Annotated in this window: 17 protein-coding genes and 4 pseudogenes; 10 read left to right on the top strand and 11 right to left on the bottom strand. The window is 69.6% G+C overall.

Going from position 1 to position 19,747, the window contains the following annotated elements:
• Window positions 1-136: 136 nt before the first annotated feature.
• Together ACIPM1_RS30185 and ACIPM1_RS30180 are read right to left on the bottom strand one after the other, a co-directional pair.
• A complete protein-coding gene (locus tag ACIPM1_RS30185) occupies window positions 137-1,726 on the bottom strand; it encodes an FAD-dependent monooxygenase (protein ID WP_402439968.1) in 1,590 nt (529 codons plus the stop codon).
• Between the two features lie 30 nt (window positions 1,727-1,756).
• On the bottom strand, window positions 1,757-3,283 hold the full coding sequence (locus ACIPM1_RS30180) for an MFS transporter (RefSeq protein ID WP_402439965.1): 1,527 nt from the start codon (window positions 3,281-3,283) through the stop codon (window positions 1,757-1,759).
• A gap of 73 nt (window positions 3,284-3,356) precedes the next feature.
• Here ACIPM1_RS30180 and ACIPM1_RS30175 point away from each other — a divergent pair, with 73 nt between their 5' ends.
• Entirely contained in the window at window positions 3,357-4,007 is a 651-nt protein-coding gene (locus ACIPM1_RS30175; RefSeq protein WP_402439963.1) for a TetR family transcriptional regulator, read from the top strand.
• Window positions 4,008-4,055: 48 nt separating this feature from the next.
• Here the strand turns inward: ACIPM1_RS30175 and ACIPM1_RS30170 are convergent.
• A pseudogene (locus ACIPM1_RS30170) lies at window positions 4,056-4,271 on the bottom strand (Tn3 family transposase); the annotation flags it as partial.
• A 41-nt stretch (window positions 4,272-4,312) separates the two neighbouring features.
• Between ACIPM1_RS30170 and ACIPM1_RS30165 the strand changes: the two are divergent.
• A pseudogene (locus ACIPM1_RS30165) lies at window positions 4,313-4,778 on the top strand (transposase); the annotation flags it as partial.
• A gap of 46 nt (window positions 4,779-4,824) precedes the next feature.
• On the opposite strand, the gene ACIPM1_RS30160 reads toward ACIPM1_RS30165, so the two are convergent.
• From ACIPM1_RS30160 to ACIPM1_RS30145, 4 genes are all read right to left on the bottom strand, one after another.
• Window positions 4,825-5,211 (bottom strand): ankyrin repeat domain-containing protein, encoded by a 387-nt coding sequence (locus ACIPM1_RS30160; RefSeq protein WP_402439960.1) that lies wholly within the window; start codon window positions 5,209-5,211, stop codon window positions 4,825-4,827.
• A gap of 667 nt (window positions 5,212-5,878) precedes the next feature.
• Window positions 5,879-6,814, bottom strand: coding sequence for an alpha/beta hydrolase family protein (locus ACIPM1_RS30155; protein ID WP_402439957.1), 936 nt, complete (start codon window positions 6,812-6,814; stop codon window positions 5,879-5,881).
• Between the two features lie 214 nt (window positions 6,815-7,028).
• Entirely contained in the window at window positions 7,029-7,682 is a 654-nt protein-coding gene (locus tag ACIPM1_RS30150; protein ID WP_402439954.1) for a TetR/AcrR family transcriptional regulator, read from the bottom strand.
• Between the two features lie 306 nt (window positions 7,683-7,988).
• Window positions 7,989-8,531, bottom strand: a complete 543-nt coding sequence (locus tag ACIPM1_RS30145) for a hypothetical protein (RefSeq protein ID WP_402439951.1) — start codon at window positions 8,529-8,531, stop codon at window positions 7,989-7,991.
• 142 nt (window positions 8,532-8,673) lie between these two features.
• On the opposite strand from ACIPM1_RS30145, the gene ACIPM1_RS30140 reads away from it, so the two are divergent.
• From ACIPM1_RS30140 to ACIPM1_RS30130, 3 genes and pseudogenes are all read left to right on the top strand, one after another.
• Window positions 8,674-9,339 carry a glyoxalase gene (locus tag ACIPM1_RS30140; protein WP_402439949.1) on the top strand — a complete coding sequence of 222 codons (666 nt, stop codon included), beginning with the start codon at window positions 8,674-8,676 and terminating at the stop codon, window positions 9,337-9,339.
• 54 nt (window positions 9,340-9,393) lie between these two features.
• Entirely contained in the window at window positions 9,394-9,879 is a 486-nt protein-coding gene (locus tag ACIPM1_RS30135) for an iron chaperone (RefSeq protein WP_402439946.1), read from the top strand.
• Between the two features lie 112 nt (window positions 9,880-9,991).
• Window positions 9,992-10,411: pseudogene (locus ACIPM1_RS30130) on the top strand (phosphotransferase); the annotation flags it as partial.
• Between the two features lie 308 nt (window positions 10,412-10,719).
• Here ACIPM1_RS30130 and ACIPM1_RS30125 read toward each other — a convergent pair.
• Window positions 10,720-11,748: an alpha/beta fold hydrolase gene (locus ACIPM1_RS30125; protein ID WP_402439943.1), complete on the bottom strand. Its 1,029-nt coding sequence runs from the start codon at window positions 11,746-11,748 to the stop codon at window positions 10,720-10,722.
• 478 nt (window positions 11,749-12,226) lie between these two features.
• On the bottom strand, window positions 12,227-12,844 hold the full coding sequence (locus tag ACIPM1_RS30120) for a CGNR zinc finger domain-containing protein (protein WP_402439940.1): 618 nt from the start codon (window positions 12,842-12,844) through the stop codon (window positions 12,227-12,229).
• 165 nt (window positions 12,845-13,009) lie between these two features.
• On the opposite strand from ACIPM1_RS30120, the gene ACIPM1_RS30115 reads away from it, so the two are divergent.
• Both ACIPM1_RS30115 and ACIPM1_RS30110 read left to right on the top strand, forming a co-directional pair.
• Window positions 13,010-13,753 (top strand): metallophosphoesterase, encoded by a 744-nt coding sequence (locus ACIPM1_RS30115; RefSeq protein ID WP_402439939.1) that lies wholly within the window; start codon window positions 13,010-13,012, stop codon window positions 13,751-13,753.
• A gap of 398 nt (window positions 13,754-14,151) precedes the next feature.
• Window positions 14,152-14,715, top strand: a complete 564-nt coding sequence (locus ACIPM1_RS30110; protein WP_402439936.1) for a dihydrofolate reductase family protein — start codon at window positions 14,152-14,154, stop codon at window positions 14,713-14,715.
• A 74-nt stretch (window positions 14,716-14,789) separates the two neighbouring features.
• Here ACIPM1_RS30110 and ACIPM1_RS30105 read toward each other — a convergent pair.
• Window positions 14,790-15,104 (bottom strand): annotated as a pseudogene (locus ACIPM1_RS30105) (transposase); the annotation flags it as partial.
• A gap of 709 nt (window positions 15,105-15,813) precedes the next feature.
• On the opposite strand from ACIPM1_RS30105, the gene ACIPM1_RS30100 reads away from it, so the two are divergent.
• From ACIPM1_RS30100 to ACIPM1_RS30090, 3 genes are all read left to right on the top strand, one after another.
• Window positions 15,814-16,941, top strand: coding sequence for an ABC transporter permease (locus ACIPM1_RS30100; RefSeq protein WP_402439933.1), 1,128 nt, complete (start codon window positions 15,814-15,816; stop codon window positions 16,939-16,941).
• Complete coding sequence (locus tag ACIPM1_RS30095) at window positions 16,938-17,654, top strand: ABC transporter ATP-binding protein (RefSeq protein WP_402439931.1); 717 nt, start codon at window positions 16,938-16,940, stop codon at window positions 17,652-17,654. Before ACIPM1_RS30100 ends, ACIPM1_RS30095 begins: the two co-directional genes overlap by 4 nt.
• Before the next feature lie 62 nt (window positions 17,655-17,716).
• Window positions 17,717-18,328 (top strand): TetR/AcrR family transcriptional regulator, encoded by a 612-nt coding sequence (locus tag ACIPM1_RS30090; RefSeq protein WP_402439928.1) that lies wholly within the window; start codon window positions 17,717-17,719, stop codon window positions 18,326-18,328.
• 561 nt (window positions 18,329-18,889) lie between these two features.
• On the opposite strand, the gene ACIPM1_RS30085 is transcribed toward ACIPM1_RS30090, so the two are convergent.
• Window positions 18,890-19,345: a VOC family protein gene (locus ACIPM1_RS30085; RefSeq protein ID WP_402439925.1), complete on the bottom strand. Its 456-nt coding sequence runs from the start codon at window positions 19,343-19,345 to the stop codon at window positions 18,890-18,892.
• Window positions 19,346-19,747 lie beyond the last annotated feature (402 nt).

Below are 19,747 nucleotides of genomic sequence, written 5' to 3'. Positions count from 1 at the left end.
GTTCGACCAGCTGCAGGCGATGCCGTCCGCGCACTTCACTCACACGGTGCGCTACAAGGCCCGGGCAGGGCACGGGCTCGGGGATCGTTGGACTTCGCTGCGGCCGCGCGATAGGGGTCCCGGTCCGCCTGGGTCTTCATGTGCGGCTGAGCGGCAGGGGGCGGGCGGGAACGGGCAGTTGTGCCCAGATGGCACCGACGGTCGCCGCGGTGGCGGCGACGTGCCCGTCGGGCCGCACCAGGGTGACGCGGTCCAGCCCGTGGAGAGGTTCGGCCAGGTCCTGGTGGTTGAGGTAGACCATGCGGACGTCGCCCCACTCCGCGGCGGCGGCGGAGTCAGGGGCCTGCTCGTCGGCGCGGCCGGTGACGATCCAGGTGTAGCCGTTCCGGCTCAACCTGTCGTGGAGTCGGCCGCCGAGCGCGAGCCGGGGATTGGGCAGGCGGCGGCCGGCGGTGGGCGAGGTGGTGGTCCGCGCGAGCGGGCTGTCCGGGTAGCCGATGTCGAGCATGCCGACGCCCCGGCCGAGCCGCGCTTGCACCCGGCGGCGGGCGATCACGTGCGGTGCGACGGCTCGGACGGCGCGGTGCAGCAATGGGTTCGTCGTGGTCAGCACTCGGGTCGCGCGGACTGTGCCCTTCGCCATCGCCTGGGCTATGGGGCGGCGCTCGGCCTCGTAGCTGTCGAGGAGCCTGCTCGCCGGGCCCGGCGGGAGACGCTCGGCGGTGGCCAGCTTCCAGGCCAGGTTGTGCGCTTCCTGAACGCCGGTGTTCAGGCCCTGTCCGCCGACGGGGCTGTGGACGTGCGCGGCGTCGCCGGCGAGGAACACCCGCCCCTTGCGGTAGTGGTCCACCAGGCCCTGGCTCAGATCGAACTGGGACTGCCACACGACATCGTGGCTGCCGAACTCGAACCCGGCGCGGCGCCGAATCAGGTCGTCGAGGTAGGCCGCGTCGACGGTGAGGGGCGGGCCGCCGGCCGGGGTGGGGACGTGGGCGATGATGCGCCACCGGTCCGGTTCGGGCATCGGCACGATGAGCAGGAGCTGTTCGCGGCCGAGGAACATGTGGCCTTCGTCCTGCTTGAGCGCGGCGGTGGTCTTGACGTCGGCGAGCACGAAGGTCGCTCCGGCATCCGTCCGGTCCAGGCGCAGCCCGGCCTGGTCGCGCACGGGGCTGCGGGATCCGTCGCAGCCGATGAGCCAGCGCGAGCGGATGGTCTCGGTGCTGCCGTCGGCGCCTTCGACGATCGCATCGACGCGGTCGCCGCGGTCAGTGACGGTGTGGAGGGGGGTGGACCATTCGACCTTGACGCCCAGCGAGACGAGGTGGCGTTCGAGGATCTGCTCGGTGGCGTACTGGGGGATGGACAGCCAGTAGGGGTAGTCGGTGTCGCCCCAGGGCTGTTGGAGCAGGTCCACGCGGGTGTGGTGCCGGGGGCCTCCGATCTGTGCGTTGAGGGCGGTGAAGCGTGCGCCCTGCGCGATGACGGCGTCGGCGATGCCCATGGCGGCGAAGACTTCGAGGGTGCGGGCGTGGACGACCAGGGCCTTGGAGAACTGTGACCGCGAGGGCCTGCGTTCGACGATCCGTACGCGCAGGCCGTGACGTCTGGCTTCTGCGGCGGCGGTGAGTCCGATGGGTCTGGCGCCGACGACCAGCACGTCGACATCGGGTGTGAAGGCGGGCCGGGAGTTTGGCAGCGGGGCGCTGCTGTTGGGGTGCGGCATGACGGGGGTCTCGGTTTCAGGTGATCGAGGTCAGTCGGTGTCGGAGGCGGCAGCGTCGCGGCGTCGCCGTCGGCCCAGGAGCGCGGCGACGGCCAGGGCCGCGGTGAGGACGACGCCGGAGGCGGCCAGCAGGGCGACGTGGAGTCCGTCGGTGAAGGCGGTGCGCGCGGGGTCGAGGACGGGGCCGCCGATGGCGGTGGCGGCGGCGATGGAGGAGCGGGCCGCCTCGGTGACGTGGGCGGGGACCCCGCCGGGGTGGAGGTGGTCGCGGTAGACGCCGGTCAGGAGGCTGCTGAGGACGGCGATGCCGAGCGCGCCGCCCAGTTCGCGGGCGAGGTCGTTGACGGCGGAGCCGACGTTCTGCAGTTGCCGCGGTAGCGCGTCGGTGATGGCGGTGGTGGCGGGGGGCATGGCCAGGCCCAGGCCGGCGCCGAGTGGCACGAGTCCGGCCGCGACAGCGAGGTAGGAGCTGTTCGTGCCGAGCTGGGCGAGGATCGCGAGTCCGGCGGCCAGAGCGACCAATCCGAGCGTCCACGGGCCGCGGACACCGAAGCGGGCCGACAGGCGCGGGCTCAGCCGTGAGGTGGGCACCATGCCGATCGGCATGGCCAGCAGGCTGAGGGCGGCCTGCAGGGCGCTGTCGCCGCGCAGCAGCTGCAGGTACTGCATGAGCACGAACATGAACCCGAACAGCGCGAAGAACTGCAGAGTGATCGAGAGCGACCCGGCGGCGAAGCGCCGGTTGCGGAACAGGCGCGGGTCCAGCAGCGGGTGGCGCTGCCGCAGCTCCCACACCACGAAGCCGACCACGAGCAGCAGGCCGAGCCCCAGCCCGCCCAGCGTCGTCGCGCTGCTCCAGCCGTTGACCGGGGCCTCGATGACCGCGTAGACGACGGTCGCCACTCCGCCCGCGGCGAGCACCGCACCGACCACGTCCAGCCGTGGAGCGCCGCGTTCGGCCGACTCGGGCACGAACACCAGGGTGCCGACCAGGGCGACGGTGACCAGGGCGGCGTTGAACCAGAACACCGACGCCCAGGACCACGACTGCAGGAGCATGCCGGACGCCATCAGGCCGAGCACGCCGCTGGCACCGGCGACGGCCGCCCAGACGCTGACTGCGCGGGCCCGTTGCCGGCGCGGGAAGGTGCTGGTGATGGTGGACAGCGTGGCGGGCATGACCAGTGCGGCCCCGGCGCCCATCACCGCGCGCAGCGCGATCAGCATGTCCGGGCTGGTGCTCAGTGCGGCGCCGGCCGACGCGACGCCGTAGACCAGTAGGCCGGCGATCAGGGCCCGACGGCGGCCGAAGCGGTCGCCGAGCGCTCCGGCGGGCAGTAGCAGCGAGGCGAAGACCAGGCTGTAGGCGTCGATGATCCACGACTGCTGTGTCTGGGTCGCGTGCGTCCGGGTCGCGATGTCGGGCAACGCCACGTTCAGCGACGCCATCGCGGAGACCACCACGGCCAGCGCGAGACAGGTCACCGCCAGGACGAGGCCGGGCCGTGCGGCGCCGGGAGGCGCGTCGACATCGGGGGTGGACTGGGTGTCGAGCATGAGGGGCGGTCTCCTTGGCCGAACATTCTGACCTGCCCACACTCGCTCGCGCCGGACTACTATCTCAACTGTGATGAATAAATCCGTCAGGCGCGGACGCAGGACGGGCAGCCCCGACACCCGCGACCAGATCCTCGCCGCGGCCCGCCGCCGCTTCTTGGCCGACGGTTACCGCACCGTCACCATGCGGCAGATCGCCGCCGAGGCCGACGTCGACCTCGCGCTGCTCAGCTACTACTACGGCTCCAAGAAGGGCCTGTTCAGCGCCGCGGTCACCTCCTCCGCCAACCCCGCCGACGTCATCGCCCGCGCCCTCGAAGGCGACCCGGCGGCCCTTCCGCAGCGGGTCCTGCGCGACCTGCTGGTCCTGTGGGACGGCCCGGTCACCGGCGCCCCGCTCAAAGCCATGCTCGGCAGCATCGCCCAGGACCCCGCCTTCGCGGACCTGGTCCGCGAGATGCTGGAACGAGAACTCATCACCCGGCTCATGACGCGCCTCGAAGGCGTCGACGCCCGCAAGAGGGCCGCGGCCTTCTGCACCCAGGTCGCCGGAGTCGTCGTCACCCGCTACCTCCTGCGCCTCGAACCCGTCGCATCCATGCCGCCTGATGAAATCGTCCGGCTCTTCACCCCCGCGCTGCGCGACGCCCTGCAGCCGGACCGCCGCCCGCCCGCCGCCCGGGCCCGGCCGCCCACAACCCGACGTGGTTCCTCCAAGCAGTAGCCTCAACCCGCCCCGAGCAGGAGACCGCCCGCTTTAAAGCCGCCGCGATCAGGACTCGTCGGCGGCGTCCGGCCCGCGCAGGGGCCGCAGGCCCCCAGGCAGCTCGGGCAGAGTGAAGGAGGAGCGGCCGAGCATGTTGACGTGGTGCCGCACGAACGGGGACAGCCGAACGAGATCCTGGTCGCAGACCTCGAAGCCGTCGGCTCGGAGCCTGGCCACGGCGGCGTCCATGTAGCGGGTGTTGAACAGACACCTCGACCGCAACCGACGGCAGTGGAAGGGTGTCCGGCGGCAGGTGCGTTGAGCGACGCTCGGTCAGGAAGGTCACCGCAGCCCGGCCAGGCTCCGGCTCGGCCGCCGGGGAGTTGCCCGCTGCGTCGTTCGATCCGTCGGGGACGACGGCTCACCGCCGTTTTGCCGAGTGGACGAAGGCCAGGGTGTGGGCCAAGCTCCACCGTCTTGTCCTCGGCGAACTCGGCTCCCGCGGCGAGTTGGACTGGTCCCGCTGCGTGATCGACTCGGTGAACCTGCGGGCCCTGAAAAGGGGGACCTGGCAGGCGCGAATCCTGTCCGACCGGGGCAAGCACGGCTCGAAGATCCATTTGATCACCAAGCGGATGGGTCTGCCCCTGTCCCTCGGCATGTCGGGGACGAACCTGCACGACAGCCAGGCACCGATCCCCTTGGTGAAGCGCATACCACCGATCCGCTCCCGCCGCAGGGCCGCACAAGCTCCGCGCAGACGAGGGCTACGACTGCTCTCACCTGCGGTGATGGATACGAGGGCGTGGCATCAAGCACCGCCTCGCCTGTACCCTCATCTGCTATCGGCGGCTCGTCTGCTGATGTGGCTCTGCAGCAGTTTCATCGCCAGGTCGTGGCCGTAATGATCGGCCATGTCCATGGGGGTGCGGCCGTCTGGGGCTGCGAGCTCCGGATCAGCCCCGAAGGCCAGCAACACGGCCGTGGTGTGCACGCTCAAAGGCTGCCCGCTCTGCAGGGAGCCATCACCCTCGACGTCGATCGCGTGCGTCAGCAGCGTCATGTTGCCGAAGACCTCGTCCGGGTCGGAACCAGCGGCCAGCAAGCGGGCCAGGGCTTCTGCGTCTTCCTGCTCGACCGCTTGATGCGCGGGGGTCCAGTAGTCGCTCACGACGGCAGTCAACCGTCCCCGCAGCATGCCTTCCAGCGCAATCTCTGCCATCAGCCGCCAACTCAGATGAAATCTTGAGGCGTTCCTGCTGTTTGGAGTCTGGCGAGGGGGTCTGTTCCTGGCCTCGGCCGGTGTCCCCTCTTCGCCGGTAGGCGTGACCTGGTGGGTGCCGCCACTCGGAGCCGCTGCCACCTACCGGCCCACGAAGCGGTCAGGGAGAAGGATGTCTGGGGTCGATCGGATCGTCCGAGACCACGGTATCGGGGTTCTTGACTCCGAGCTGGCGGCGCGCGGCCACAAACAATCTGAGCATCGCATCTCTGAGTCTGTCCTCCACCGCACGGCCGCCATAGTGATCGAGACCGTCATCGACGCCGACACCACCTTGCCGCCGCGATGTTGATGCAGTGCCCTGGCCCGCGGTGCCTACGGTTGGCTGGGGCCGCCTGGTGTGCGGTGTCCCAGTCAACCGTAGGCAGTGTGATGTTCCGGCGCGGGGTCAAGCCTGCAGGTGCCGTGGAGTCGCTTGCGCCAGGCAGGCTGCCAGGGGCGGGGGAGCGGACCTTTGCTCTTCCGGTTTGTTGGGCGAGTGGGCTCGTGTCGGCTTCACGGAGGGGTTTTTGAGAGCGGATCTGGTGCACCTCGAAGTGCGTGCCGCTCGCCTGCGTTCAGCCGGCAGGGGCACAGCTGCAATTGCCGCCGTCGCGTTCCGGAACGTTCAGGGCTTGGCGGAGTACACGACTCCAGCCAGGTTCTGGGCCGCGGAACCCCACACCTGGTCGTACAGGGAGGAGTCGACGCCGAGCGTGTGGAGCAGCCAGGCGGTCGTGACACCGTAGGTCAGTTTCAGCTGGGCGGCGCGGGTGATGGTTCCGCTGTCACAGCCGATGCCGGAGCTGTCCTCGAATCCGCAGTGGAACCCGCCGGTGATGACGCGCAGTTGCGTGACGGACGGCTTGGCGTCGTACATCTTCTGCTGGTTGTCGGCGACCCCGGCGATGCTGTCGGCGCTGCCGCCGACGTACTGGACGGGGATGCTCAGCGTGCTGGAGGCACTGACGGCCGAGGGGTTGGTCTCCGCTGCCGCGAGGGTGGAGACGGACTTGACGGCCGGGTTCCGGCTTGCGGCGAGAAGGGCCGCGCCACCGCCCATGGAGTGTCCCGAGACGGCGAGCCGGTCGGTGCTGACCGCGCCTGCGAACCGTGAGCCGCTGGTGCTGTTCTGGATGGTGAGCCAGGTGAGTGCGGCGTTCAGATCGTCGGCGAACGCGGAGTGGCTGGGGAAGAGACCGCCCTGGGACTTGGGTGCGACGGTGATGATGCCCCAGGAGGCGTAGTGCTTGAGCAGGCTCTCGTAGCGGGTGATGGCTTGGAAGAAGCCGTGTCCGAAGGCGAGGCCGGGGTGGGAGCCGGCGGCGACCGGCGCGTTCGCCCCGGCCGTCGTGCCGGGGTACCAGACACGTGCGCTGAACGAGCGGCCCGAGGCGGAGACGGTGAGATCGGTGTAGGCGACGGGGAACGACCCCGTGGTGGAGGGGTCCGCCGCCCGGACCGGGGCGGCTGCCTGCGACGCGTGAGCGGCCGGTGCGATGGCGAAGGCGGCTGCGGCGCACAGCAGCAGCGCGGTCAAGGACCGCAGGAGTGTACGGAACACGAGATCACCTTTTCTGTGGGGAGGAAGCAGTGATATCCGGTGGTACGTCTCCGTGCTGTCCGGGTGTCGTCGGACTCTGGGGCCAAAGGCCCCTCCGCCGCGGGCACACCCGTGAGCCCGAGCGGTGCTGAGGGGAAAGCTCACCGAGGCGGGAATCGCGCCGGGCCCGGATTGAAACCCGAACCGGCGATGGCGATTTCGCGGTCGGGTTTCGTCATCCGTCGTCCCGCGCTCTGAAACCGGCGAGCAGCGGGGTGACGAGACGTTCGAGGTTCCCGCGCCGGACCTGGGGGCCGACTCCGGTGAACTGCACGGGGCTGTCCAACGTCGGAACGTGCGCGAGGAGAGCCAGGTGCGGCAGGAGCACCAGAAGGAGTGACAGCAGTGCGTCCAGGTCGGCGTCCTTGCGCAGGTCGCCGGCGTCGACGGCCCGTTCCAGGAGAGGGCGGAGACCGGCCAGGTACATGGCGTTCACGGGTCGCCTGACCGCGTCACGAACCGCCGGGTCCATCTCCATGTTGGTGGCGGCGGCCACCCCCCGCTCGAGTGGCTGCCCGGCGAAGTACTCCAGCCAGGCCTCCAGCGCGTCGACGAGGTGCGTGGCGAAGTCGCCGGTGCCGTCGTAGCCGTCGAGCCAGGGCTGCATGTACGCGTAGACACGCAGCGAGGTCTGCTCCGCCACGTAGGAGAAAAGGTCCAGTTTGCCCGAGAAGTACTGGAACAGGGAGCCCTTGGCGACCCCCGCTTCACGGGCGATGACGTTCAGGCTGCCCGTCGAGTAGCCGTGGGTGCCGAACTCGTCCATCGCCGCGACCAGGACCCGCTCGCGGCGGGTGGGCGACAGCCGGGTCCAGGTGGGAGTGGGCATGGACACTCCTTCATGGGACCGGACGTTCATGTGACCGCCCGGTCATAGTGAAGGTGTCCTCGTTGCAAGTCAACGTGTCTGACAGGTATGGCTGTTACTGGCTTCGGCTCGAGAGGTCGTCGCTCATCGACGGTGTCCTCCAGTGGGGATTCGCCGCTTGCGCATCCGCGGGGAAAGACGCGACGACATCCACGAAGCCTTGATCGGCCTCGCCACCTGCCTCATCACACACCGACACGTCCAACGGCTTTGTTAGGACCTCTTAGACGACGTTCCTGAGGGGCGTATGGCTGCCCACACGGCTGCCTATGGCTGGAGGCAGGACATGCGCAGCTCGGCCAAGGCGTCCCAGGCTGAGTCGGGAGCGAACAGTACCGTCGACGTGTTCTGCCCGGGAGTGAGCAGCGCATAGTGCCTTGCCAGGTAGGACAGGTCACCCCACGGCTCCTGGTTGTGCGCACGCGCGAGCACTCGGCCGCAACGCGTACAGGCAATCCACCGGACGATCAGGAGATCAGCCAACGCGCTGTCGGTGGCGACGGATGATCCGGACGACGGGACGGTGTCGGCATGCTCGATCAACCTGAGCCTGTCGTCCCCCTGGTGGTCGCCGAGGCATCGGCCGAGGTCGGCAGCGAGCGCTGTCCGCATGCCCCAGACTTCGGCCGCCACGGCGATCTCGGCCCGCACTGTCTCGCAGATCGGCACCCGATGCTTCAGAAGGCCGGCGACGAGCTGGTCGAGTCCGGCTTCCTGCTCCCCGATGTCCCAGCAGTCCATGAATCCGGCGGCGTCAGCGGGCGGCAGCAGTGCGGCGAACCGGCGCCACTGGGTTGCTTCATCGATCACGCGGCCGAGGCTATCGATGCCGTCGCCGATCAGGCTGTGGCGAGGCGGCGGTGGCAGAGGAGGATGCCGGCGTGCGTGGCGAGGCAAGTCTCAAGACCGGTCAGGAATCGAGAAGCCTCGGCGGCCGCGCGGCCCTAGCGTGATGGTCATGGCAACCACCGCTTCCACCGCAGCCGCCACGGCTCTCGCGTCCGTCATCCTTGAGGTGGCCGACCTCGAGGCCGCCCGCCGCTTCTACAGCGCCTTCGGCGTGGAGTCGTACGTACGCCTGCGGGTGTGCGAGGCGCACTCCGCCGGATTCCGCGGCTTCACCGTGGCGCTCACGGTGTCCGGGCCGGCCACGGTCGACAGCTTCGTCAGCACGGCCGTGGACGCCGGTGCCACGGTACTGAAGCCCGCCGCGAAGTCGCTGTGGGGCTACGGCGGCGTCGTCCAGGCGCCGGACGGGACGATCTGGAAGGTCGCGACCTCGGCGAAGAAGGGCACGGGTCCCGCCACCCGCGAGATCGACGAGGTCGTCCTGCTGCTCGGCGTCGAGGACGTGAAGGCCACCAAGCAGTTCTACGTCGGCCGGGGCCTGACCGTGGCCCGGAGTTTCGGTGGCAAGTACGTCGAGTTCGCCTCCGGCGGGTCCGGCTCCGTCAAGGTGGCGCTGTACAAGCGCGGTGCCCTTGCCAAGGACCTCGGCGTCCTCGCCGACGGCGTCGGCTCGCACCGCATTGTCCTCGGCAGCACCACCGGCGCCTTCACCGACCCCGACGGGTTCGTCTGGGAGGCTGGTGACTCGCTCGCGCCGACGCCGTCCTGACGTCCGGCCCCCGCACTTCCGCCCCACCCCACCTGGTACGAGAGGAAACCTGCCATGCCGTCCACGAAGTCGTCCCCCGAGGACTCCGGCACGACCACCGAGAAGTACAACGGATTCACCGCCGAGGAGCGGGCGGCTATGAAGGAGCACGCACGCGAGGAGAAGAAGGCGGCGGCGAGACGGGGTTCGTCCCGGGCGGAGAAGGAGGCGGCGGCGGAGCGGGACGTGCTCGCGAAGATCGCCGAGATGCCGGAGGCGGACCGCGTGCTCGCCGAGCGGATCCACGAGATCGTCAAGGCCGCCGCTCCGGACCTCGCGCCCAAGCTTTGGTACGGGATGCCCGCGTACGCCAGAGACGGCAAGGTCGTCTGCCACTTCCAGAGCGCGGAGAAGTTCAAGTCGAGGTATGCCACGCTCGGCTTCAGCGACCAGGCGGCCCTCGACGACGGCACCATGTGGCCGACCGCTTACGCCGTGAGGGAGCTGACCACGGCCGACGAAGAGCGCATCAGCGCGCTTGTCAAGAAGGCGGTGGGCTGAGGCCGGCGGGGGCAGAACCGGCGGCGAAAGCGACCGAGCCGTGGAAGATGCTCACACGTTTGGCCCAACGCGTCGCCACGGCCCGGCTGGTCCCGCAGGAAGGCGAGCCGGGATCGAGGTCACGGCGGAGTTGGTTCGGGTGTCTGCTTCGCGACCAGCACCCTGACTTGGCCGGTCACTCGTTGAGGCTGGGCGCGCCTGGCTGGGACCACCAGTTGTGGCGGCTCGGCGACGGCATCGCCGTCCGGTTGCCGTGGACGACGCAGTCGGCGGATGCGCTGCTGCGCGAAGGAGCATGCCTGGTTGCCGGGTCTGGCCCCGGGTCTTCCGCTGCCGGGTCCCTGTCCCGCAGGGCCTCGGTGAGCCCTCCGAGCGGTTTCCACGGTCCTGGAAGGTCACGACCTGGGTGCCCGCGGAGCCCGCCGACCGCGCCCCCGCCACGCGTGCTGCGGAGGCGGCGGACACCTTGGCCGCCTTCCTGGCGGTTCTTCACCGACCCGCTCCCGCAGGGGTGCCGTCTGGCCGTGAGCGCGATCGCCGATGGCGAGGTCATACCTGGGAAGGCGAACCCGAAGTCGTACTGTGCCTAGGCGGGTTCGGCCGCTCAACCTCCAGCCAGGCCCGTCCTCGAGCAGCGACAATTACACCTCGGCAGTCGTCCAGGCCGCGGGCGACGGTTTGGAGCGGGACTGCGTGGTCTGCCCAATCCTCTCGCATCTTGCTGAGACGCGCAGCAGCACATTGGCGTGGCCTAAAGGCAGTTGGGGGTTGAGGGGCTTATCGCCGCCCCGAGCACCGCCACGGCACCTCGTGGGCCGGCAGCAGGCTGTATCGCCACGGTCATGAGCCGGCCGAACGGTGGAGTCGTCCAGATGCCGCGACCGATGTCGCTGTGAGCCTGTCCAGGGCGGTCGCGACGGCTTCGGGGTTGGAGATCATCGTCAGGTGCCGGGCGCCGGGGATGAGTGTCGCGGGTGGTGCGCCGATTCGCCGGGCCGTCTCCTGCGGCGTCTGCCGGGAGAACACATCGTCCTCGGCACCGAACACCACCGACTTGGGCAGGCGCACCCGGGCGAGCCGAGCCACATGGTCCGCGGGCAGGCCCGGCACCCCCGCGGCCAGCATGCTCCACAGGGCGTTCTCCGCGCCGGGCACCCTCAGCGGGCGTCGCCACTGATCCAGGCCGGCGGCGTCCAGGCGCGGGCAGGCAGGCCCGCACTGTGTGTCGTACACCTTGCGGATTACCGCGTCGGTGCCGAGGCCGAGCCGTAGCAGGCTGGTGCGGTACGGCTCGATCAGCACGTGCTTGAAGGCCGGCGGCGGCCCGGCCCCCGTGTCGAGGGCGTCGCCGTCGAGGAGCATCACACCTCCCAGCCGGTGGGGGGCCCGCAACGCCGCCTCGGTGACCACGGCGGCTCCGCTGGAGTGCCCCACCAGCAAAGGGCGCTGGCCCGGACCGGCCAGGTGCAGGGCGTCCAGGAAGCCCAGGAGCTGCCGGGTGAAATGGTCGACGGTGTACGGGCCGTGGCGCTCGCTGTATCCGTCGCCCGTCAGGTCGAGCGCGTACACCCGGTGGTCGTGGGCGAGCAGCGGGGCAAGGCGCGACCAGGTGTCCACGGACTCGAAGGCGCCGTGCACCAGGACGACCGGTGGACCTGCCGTTCCCCAGGTCTCGTAGCGCGTGCGGACGTCGGCGGCCTGCACGTACCTGAGCCCGCGCGGCGGCGCGGCGCGCCCGGCTGTGACGGCGTTGAAGACGAACGAGGCCGCCGTGACGAGCACCAGCACGACGGCACAGCCCAGCGCGGCGCGCCGCAGCCACCGCCGCAGCCGGGAGCGGTGTGGCCCGTGTGTGGGCTCGGCAGGCATCGACGGCGTAGCGGACGCCGGATGGGCGCCCCCGTCCCTGTCCTCGTGGCGGTCACCGGGTGCGGCTCCAGTTCGGCGAAGGTCGGCTCTCACAGCCCCAGCATCACCCAGGGCGCACCTGGGGTCATCCTGCGAGGGGCGCCATCGTGACTACTCCGCCGGGTGTAGGGAAACCTCACGCCGAATACGACCGGCTCATGCGGGAGAAAGGGGCCCGCATGCGCCGCGCTCGAAGAGCTCGGCCGCGCGGTCCGCACTCTCTTCGCGTGCGACTACCTCGCCGATCCGGAGCTGACCGGCGCGGACTGGCCGCGCTGTTCTGGTCCACCATCAACCCGTACGGCACTTTCCGTCTGGACTTGGACAAGCAGCTCGATCTCGGGCTCACGCTCAGAGCCTTTCGCCCTCGCTCGGCCGAGTCCTTCGCGGCTACTCCAAGCTGAATGTTCTGCGGCGCGGGCATCAGGGCGGGAGGCGGTCAGGACGGGGTGGAACTGCCCTCGGCGGTCATGCGTTGACGCTGGTAGTGGCGCGCTGCTCGGGCACGGTTTCCGCATGACGGTTTGCACCATTCCTGCCGCCCGTGGCTCTTGACGAAGTAGCGCACGCAGCGGGGCGCGGAGCAGGCCCGCAGTTGGGTGCGCTGCGGGCCGCTCAGGAAGTCGATGGCGGCGCGGGCCAGGGCTGCCACGAGCCGAACCGTTGGATCGTTCTCCGCGGACAGCAGGCGGACTGTGGGGGCACCGTCCGGCGGCCAGTCCATCTGCGGAACGACCGTTTCGCGGGCGGCAACCGTGTTGAGGTAGGCCAATGCGTGGTCGGCCGGCATCAACTCACGGGCGTCCGCCGGGCTGGGGGGAGTGGGACTGACCGCCCGGGCGAAGAGTGCCCGGACTGCCCGCCGCAGTTCGACGATCTCCATCCTGAGGTCCTCGTCCGCTGCCGTTTCCCCAACCGGAACGTGGCCGGCCAGCAGGTCGGCCTGCGTCTGAATCCAGCGGGTCACTCCGTGTGTCGTGGTGAGGTCGTCGGTGACACCACCGTCCCCGTCGTGGCGGATCGTGCTCGCCAGTTCCAGTGCCAGCCGGCGCTCCATCAGCGTCTCCTTCCCCCCTGGTCGTCAGCCACTTGATCACATTCCCACGCACAGCCTAGGGTCCCTAATGGAAAAATTGAGAACTTCCGTTAGAGATTGAGGTGGGTGGCAGCCCCGCCTCGATGTGAAGCGGCGGCCGGGAGCCGCCATGGGAGGGGACAGAGAATGACGGTGTTGCTTGCCCAGATCAGTGACCTGCACCTGGACGGCAGCGAGAGGGCCGCACGGCGCGCCAGCCTCGTCATGGACTACCTGCGGGCCCTGCCGCAGCCGGTCGATGCAGTCCTGGTCACAGGGGACATTGCCGATCACGGCGAGGAAGCCGAATATGCAGAAGCCGCCCGTATCCTGACGGCCTCCTTCCCGGTGCTCACCTGCCCCGGCAACCACGACGCGCGTCCGGCCTATCGCAAGGCCCTGCTCAAAGAGGCACCCGATCAGGGCCCGGTGAACCGGATCCACCACATCGCCGGGACCGCCATCCTGATGTGCGACTCCACCATCCCCGGCCGTGACGAGGGGCGTCTCGACGCCCAAACACTCGACTGGATCGACACCCAGCTCACCGGGTTGCCGCGGGACACTCCGGCGCTGATCGCCTTCCATCAGCCGCCCGTCGAACTCCACCACCCCCTGCCTGACTCCTGCAGGCTCGAACAGCCCGGGCAACTGGCTGCCCTGCTGGAGGCACACCCGCAGGTTGTTGCCGTCCTGACCGGACACGCCCACACGGCAGCCGCCTCGACCTTCGCGGCCCGTCCCCTGATCGTCGGGCCGGCCGTCACCTGGACCCTGCGCATGCCCTGGGAGGGCGACCGCCCGGCAGACCGCGACCAACCGCCCGCCCTCGCCTTCCACGTCCTGGGTGACGACCGGCGCCTGACCACCCACTACCGCGTCGTGGTCTGACCCTGTCTGCCGGCCCCGGAGGCATCGTGGTCCACCCCTACACGATCCTCGGGTTCCTGGCGGCGGTCCTTCCTCTGGTTGCCGCCCCCGGGGCCAGCCTGGCCCTACTGGTCCAGTACGTCACCGACAACGGCCGCCGCCAGGCTCTTCCCATCATCCGCGACACAGCCACCGGGCCGTACATCCACGCCACCACTGCGACCTGCTGGTTCTCTGTCGTCTCACCGCGATGTCACCAAGATCAGTCTCAGATCGATGCCATTTCCTCGGCGGAACGAAGAGTCTGCGGCTGAGCCACCGAGCACGAGCACTACATGCGACCTCAGATCGCGCACGGATGAGTTTCCGGCGGCGCGCCGGTCTGTACGCGTGAGACCGACTCACGGAAGGCTGGCGCCATGCGGAAACTGATCTACGGCATGAACCTGACCCTGGACGGCTACATTGCCGCACCCGGCGACGACATCGGCTGGAGCGTGCCGAGCGGAGAGCTGTTCCAGTTTTGGTCCGACCAGTTGCAGGCGACCGACCTGTCGCTGTACGGGGGCAAGCTGTGGCAGACGATGAGCTCCTACTGGCCGACCGCCGACCAGCAGCCCAGCGCCACCCCGGCGGAGATCGAGTTCGCGCGCCGCTGGCGGGACATGTCGAAGGTGGTGTTCTCCTCGACGATCGACAAGGTCGACTGGAACACCCGCCTGGTCACCGGCGACGCCGTCACCGAGATCACCCGGCTCAAGGCCGAGGACGGCGGCCCGATGGACATCGGCGGCGCGACGCTCGCCGGGGCCGCCATGCGGGCCGGGCTGATTGACGAGTACGTGCTGGCCACCGCGCCGGTCCTGGTGGGCGGCGGCACGCCGTTCTTCACCGCGCTGGACAACTGGGTGAACCTGAACCTGGTGGAGACGCGGACGCTTCCCTGCGGCGTGATCCTGACCAGGTACGAGACGAGGCGCTGAGCGCCCGTCACGCGACTCGACCGCCTGCCGGGTCCATGCGAACGTGAACGCCACCACTGGGGTGGACTCGGGCCCCTTTGCGTGGATACCGGCGGTAGATCGGTGCGGGCACCGGCCGCATGCTGATGCGCGCGGACGATGGTGGAGTCCATCGAGATGTCCCAGTCGATTTCACCGGTCGCATCTGCCGCGGCCTGGACGAGCTGGAGCAGACGCTCGAAGGTGCCGTCGCCGGACCACAACCGGTGGCGTTCGTAGACGGTTTTCCACGGGCCGAACCGTCCGGGCAGTTCACGCCACTGCACTCCGGTCCGCGCTCGGTGCAGAATCCCGTCGATCACCTGTCGGTGATCCCGCGACCGGCCACAACGACCGTTGCTGACCGGCAGGAACGGCTGCCGCCGTTCTCACTCGGCATCCGTGAGATCACCCCGCCCCCATGTCCACATCAACGACTGGGGCGCGGCGTAGTCACATGATCGGCCGGACAGGTCCGAGGGCGCATCGCTGCTGATGCTGATGGCGAAGTCCCGCCACAAGAAGCCGGAGAAACGTGCGCCGCTGCTTCAGCCGTCCCGGAGGCGATCGCCGAGCTCACCAGCCTGCTGGCCCTTGGCGGCAGCTGCCGCTCATCGGGGAGCGGGCTGCCGTCCGCAGCGTGCCGGCGGTCCGGCCGGGCGCCGGCTCGGCTGCGGGGCGCTGTACGAGGTGCCGGTGCTGTTCTCCCGAAACTGGGGGCGAAGTGGCACGTAATTCTCTGTAGCGGTGGTCCGCCGTCCCCCGGACCGAGACGGCGAAGCCCTCGGCCCGCTCCGAAGTCGTGATCGACAGCTCGGTGGTCGACAGCTCGGTGGTCGACCTCGTGAACGATCCGACTGGTCGGCCGGCCGGCACAAAGCCCTCACGGAGCCAAGTCGCGCCCCAGGGATGACAGTCCGGTCGCGGTCGGGAGCGTCTGGCAGGTGTACCCCGGCGCAACGTGCCGACAGGCGTGTCGATAACCTCCGATAGGATGCCGACACATCAGTCGTCAAGTTTGAGCAAAGGGCTGACGTGTCCAGCCGTCGTGTCCCCCTCCCTTCGTCGCTCGGAGATCCCGTGTTCCTTGCCCTACGCGATCTGCGCTTCGCCCGCGGTCGCTTCGCCCTGGTGGGCGCGGTGGTCGCGCTCATCGCCGTCCTCGGCGTCCTTTTGTCCGGACTCGCTTCCGGCCTGGCGGATGCCGGTATATCCGGCCTTCGTGCGCTGCCCGTGACCCATATGGCCTTCGACGAGAAGGCGACCAGCGAGCAGTTCTCCCGCTCGACCGTGGAGCAGGAGGACTGGCGGGCATGGTCCAGGGCCCCAGGAGTGGAGCGGGCGGAGCCGTTCGGCAACACCCTGGCCAACGCCCAGGTGACCCAGGGCGCCAAGAAGGGCGAGCAGGTCAACCTCGCCGTCTTCGGCATGGCAGCGGACTCCTCCCTGGCCCCCAGCCCCAGCAGGGGCGACGGACTGGAAGAGGGCAGTGCGGGCATCGTGATCACCCGAGAGATCGCCGACCTGGTTGTGAAGATCGGGGACGTCCTGACCGCGGACAAGAGCGAGGTGCCGCTGAAGGTGGTCGGCCTGGTCGACAAGCCCATCTCCTACGGCCACATCGGCGTCGCCTACACCGACCTCGACACGTGGCGGCGTCTTCACTACGGCCTGCCGGGTGACCTGCCCGAGGCCGCGCGCCGGCAGGCCACCGCCGTCGCCCTGACTCTGGAGCCGGGCGCCGACGTCGCCGCCGTGGAGAAGGCGACCGCCACCCACGCCGACAGCAAGGAGGCCACCTTCGGCGCGTCCCCCGGCTACACGGCCGAGTCGAGCACCATGGCCCTGATCAAAGGCTTCCTGTACGCCATCTCCGCCCTGGTCGTCGGTGCGTTCTTCACCGTCTGGACCGTGCAGCGCAAGGCCGAGATCGCCCTGCTGAAGGCGCTCGGCGCCCCCACCGGATACATCCTGCGCGACGCGCTCGCCCAGGTCGTCGCCGTACTCGTCGGCGCCACGGCCGTCGGCACCGCGGTCGGCCTGGCCCTGGGAAGCGCAATGATCGGCAAGGCCCCCTTCTCCCTCTCCGCCCCGGCCATCGCCACCTCCTCCGGCCTCCTCATCGGCCTCGGAACCGCGGGCGCCGTCGTCGCCGTCCGCCGCATCACCGCCGTCGACTCCCTGACCGCTCTGGGAGCCACCCGATGACCACACCCGCCACCGACCACCAGGCCGCCCCGGACGCCGCGGGCTCCGGTGGACTGCGACTGGACGACGTCACCCTCATCCTGGGCGACGGCAACACCGCCGTCACCGCCCTCGACCACGTCAGCCTGAGCGTCGCCCCCGGCGAGTTCGTCGCCGTCGTCGGCCCCTCGGGATCCGGCAAGTCCAGCCTCCTCGCCGTCGCCGGGGGCCTTCAGCAGCCCACCTCGGGCACCGTGCACATCGCCGGCACCGAGCTGACCGCCCTCTCGGACAAGGAACGCACCGCAGCCCGCCGCCGCCACATCGGCTTCGTCTTCCAGCAGTCGAACCTGCTGGCCTCCCTCACGGTCAGGGAACAGCTCCTGCTGCCCCTGCACATCGACGGACGTCTCGACGCCGCAGCCCGCAGCCGGGCCGACGAACTCGTCGAGGCGGTCGGGCTCACCCACCGCGCCGGTTCCCGCCCGCACCAGCTGTCCGGAGGCGAACGCCAGCGGGCAGGTCTGGCCCGGGCCCTGATGACCTCTCCCGCCGTCCTTCTGGTGGACGAACCCACTTCAGCGCTGGACCGGGTACGGTCGGCAGAGGCGGTACAGCTGATCGCCGAGCAGACCCACAAGCACGGAACAGCCACGATCATGGTCACCCACGACACGGCGATAATGGACGCCGCCGACCGGGTCCACGAGATGGTCGACGGCCGCCTGTCCTGACCGGGGCCGCAGACCTGCACCTCGCTCCCGGCCCCGTCCACACCTCCAGGAGCCCGCCCCCCATGCCGAAGATCAACGCCTCCACCGTCGCCGAACACCGCGCCCAGCAACGCGAGGCACTGATCGAGGCAGCGATCGACATCCTGGTGAACGAAGGCGCCACCGCCGTCACACCGGCGGCGGTCGGCGCCCTCGCAGGCCTGGCCCGCTCCAGCGTGTACCAGTACTTCGACTCCTCGGCCGCCCTGCTGGCCACCATCACGGAAGAAGCCTTCCGGCGCTCCAACGAGGCACTCACCCGCGCCATGGCCACCGCGAACGGCCCGGCGGAACGCGTCGAAGCCTTCTTCAGGGAAAGCCTCCGCCTCGGCGCCGAAGGCGCACACCGGCCCGCCGCCGCCCTCATGAACGCCGGCCTCCATCCCGCCTGCCAGGAACGGCTGATGGAACTCCACCTGGAACAAGTCGAACCGTTCCGCGCAGCCGTCCGGCAGCTCGGCGCTCCCGAGCCCGCGCTCACGGCGGATCTGATCGCCGGAATGCTGCACACGGCCCTGGCCGCCGTCGAACACGGCACCCCCCTCGATACGGTCACTGAACGCACTCTCGCACTCGTGCGCCGCTGCCTCACTCCGACCGACAGCACGGTTCACAGACCAGAGGCAGGGCACTGAAGCCCTCGTACCACCGAAAGCACCCCGGCCGACCGCAGCCCGGGCCGACCGTGGCGGCCCGGCACACCCCCGCCGGCGTCCATCGACCCCGACCTGCCGAACGCGGACATCCGCATCGGCTACGCCCGCTTCATCCTCCTCGGCGCCCATGGACGGGCGCCGGCAACAATGCGGCCCCGCGCGCGGTCCGGTCCGACTTTCCGCCGATCGGACCGCACCGGCGCCTACTCGTCGTCGGCCGCGTTCTTGTCGCGCAGGAGCCGCAGGCCGCCGGGCGGGTCGGGTAGCTGGAAGGAGCACGGAGTGGGCCTACTGCGGTGATCCCTGGCAGGCCCGCGAGTTCCTCGAAGGGATGATGCTCGCGATGTCCCGCCGCCGGTCGCGCGAACTCCGCAGCCTTGTTGAGGCTTTGGACCGACAGCACTGATGCGAGGCGGCACACGCCTCAAACGCCATCGGGCCGTCGCCACCCGATACGACGAACTCGCCGTCCGTTACGAAGCAGCCGTGCTGGTCGCAGCCATCAACGAATGGCTGTGACCAGTACCGTTCCAACGCCCCTCAGACGATGTCGAATTCGTTGCCCTCGGGGTCCTGCATGGCGGCGGCGTAGAACCCCGCATCCGGATCGTCCTTGATCCGCAGCACGGTGGCGCCGGCTTTTGCCAGCCGCTCCACCGTAGCCTTGACCCGCTGCATGCGGACGTCCAGTGGGACGTCACGGCCCCCACCGACCTTCAGGTCGAAGTGCCACCGGTTCTTGGCGGCCTTCGGCTCCGGAACCTCCTGGAACCACACCCGCGGCCCGCGTCCCTCGGGATCGATGATCGACTCCGGAATGTCCCCGGCGCCGGCCGGCAATTCTTCCTCGGGCACCCCCAGCGCCGCCCAATAAGCACGCCACGTGGCATGCCCGTCCGGCGCAGGCTCAGGCACATAGCCCAGGGCCTCGGCCCAGAAGGCCACCATCTTCTGCGGATCTGAGCAGTCGATCGTCAGCTGCACTGTCATCTCCATGCGCGAAGCATGCCAGGGAGGTCTGACAGACGATCCACTTTCACAACAGGCCCTAGAACCGGAGCGATTCACTCCACCACTTCGACCCAACCGAGGAGGGCATGGTCGACGCCGCAGCTGGTTGGGACGCAGGGGCAGACGAACCGAGCAACGGCTGGTTGAGGTGGGCACCACCGGTTGGCCACTCGGCAGTGGTTCGCCGTCTTGGCTGATCGAGGGCAGTGGTGGCAGGAATTTCACCTGAGGAGCGTCAGCGTCGGGGACCTCGGTGGGGGTGTCGCTGTGCAGCACCCGCGTTGACCACCGCTGTCGGTGTGAGGTCTCAGGAGATGCTTGACCGTTTGTGCTCAGGACATGGGTGACACGTTCGGTTGAACGCCCGCCGTCTCCCGTCCCTCGGTG

Source organism: Streptomyces sp. NPDC086766 (assembly GCF_044746005.1).
Lineage (GTDB): Bacteria > Actinomycetota > Actinomycetes > Streptomycetales > Streptomycetaceae > Streptomyces.
Note: the sequence above shows the minus strand (reverse complement) of the source record. Positions and strands in the feature narration are given on the sequence as shown.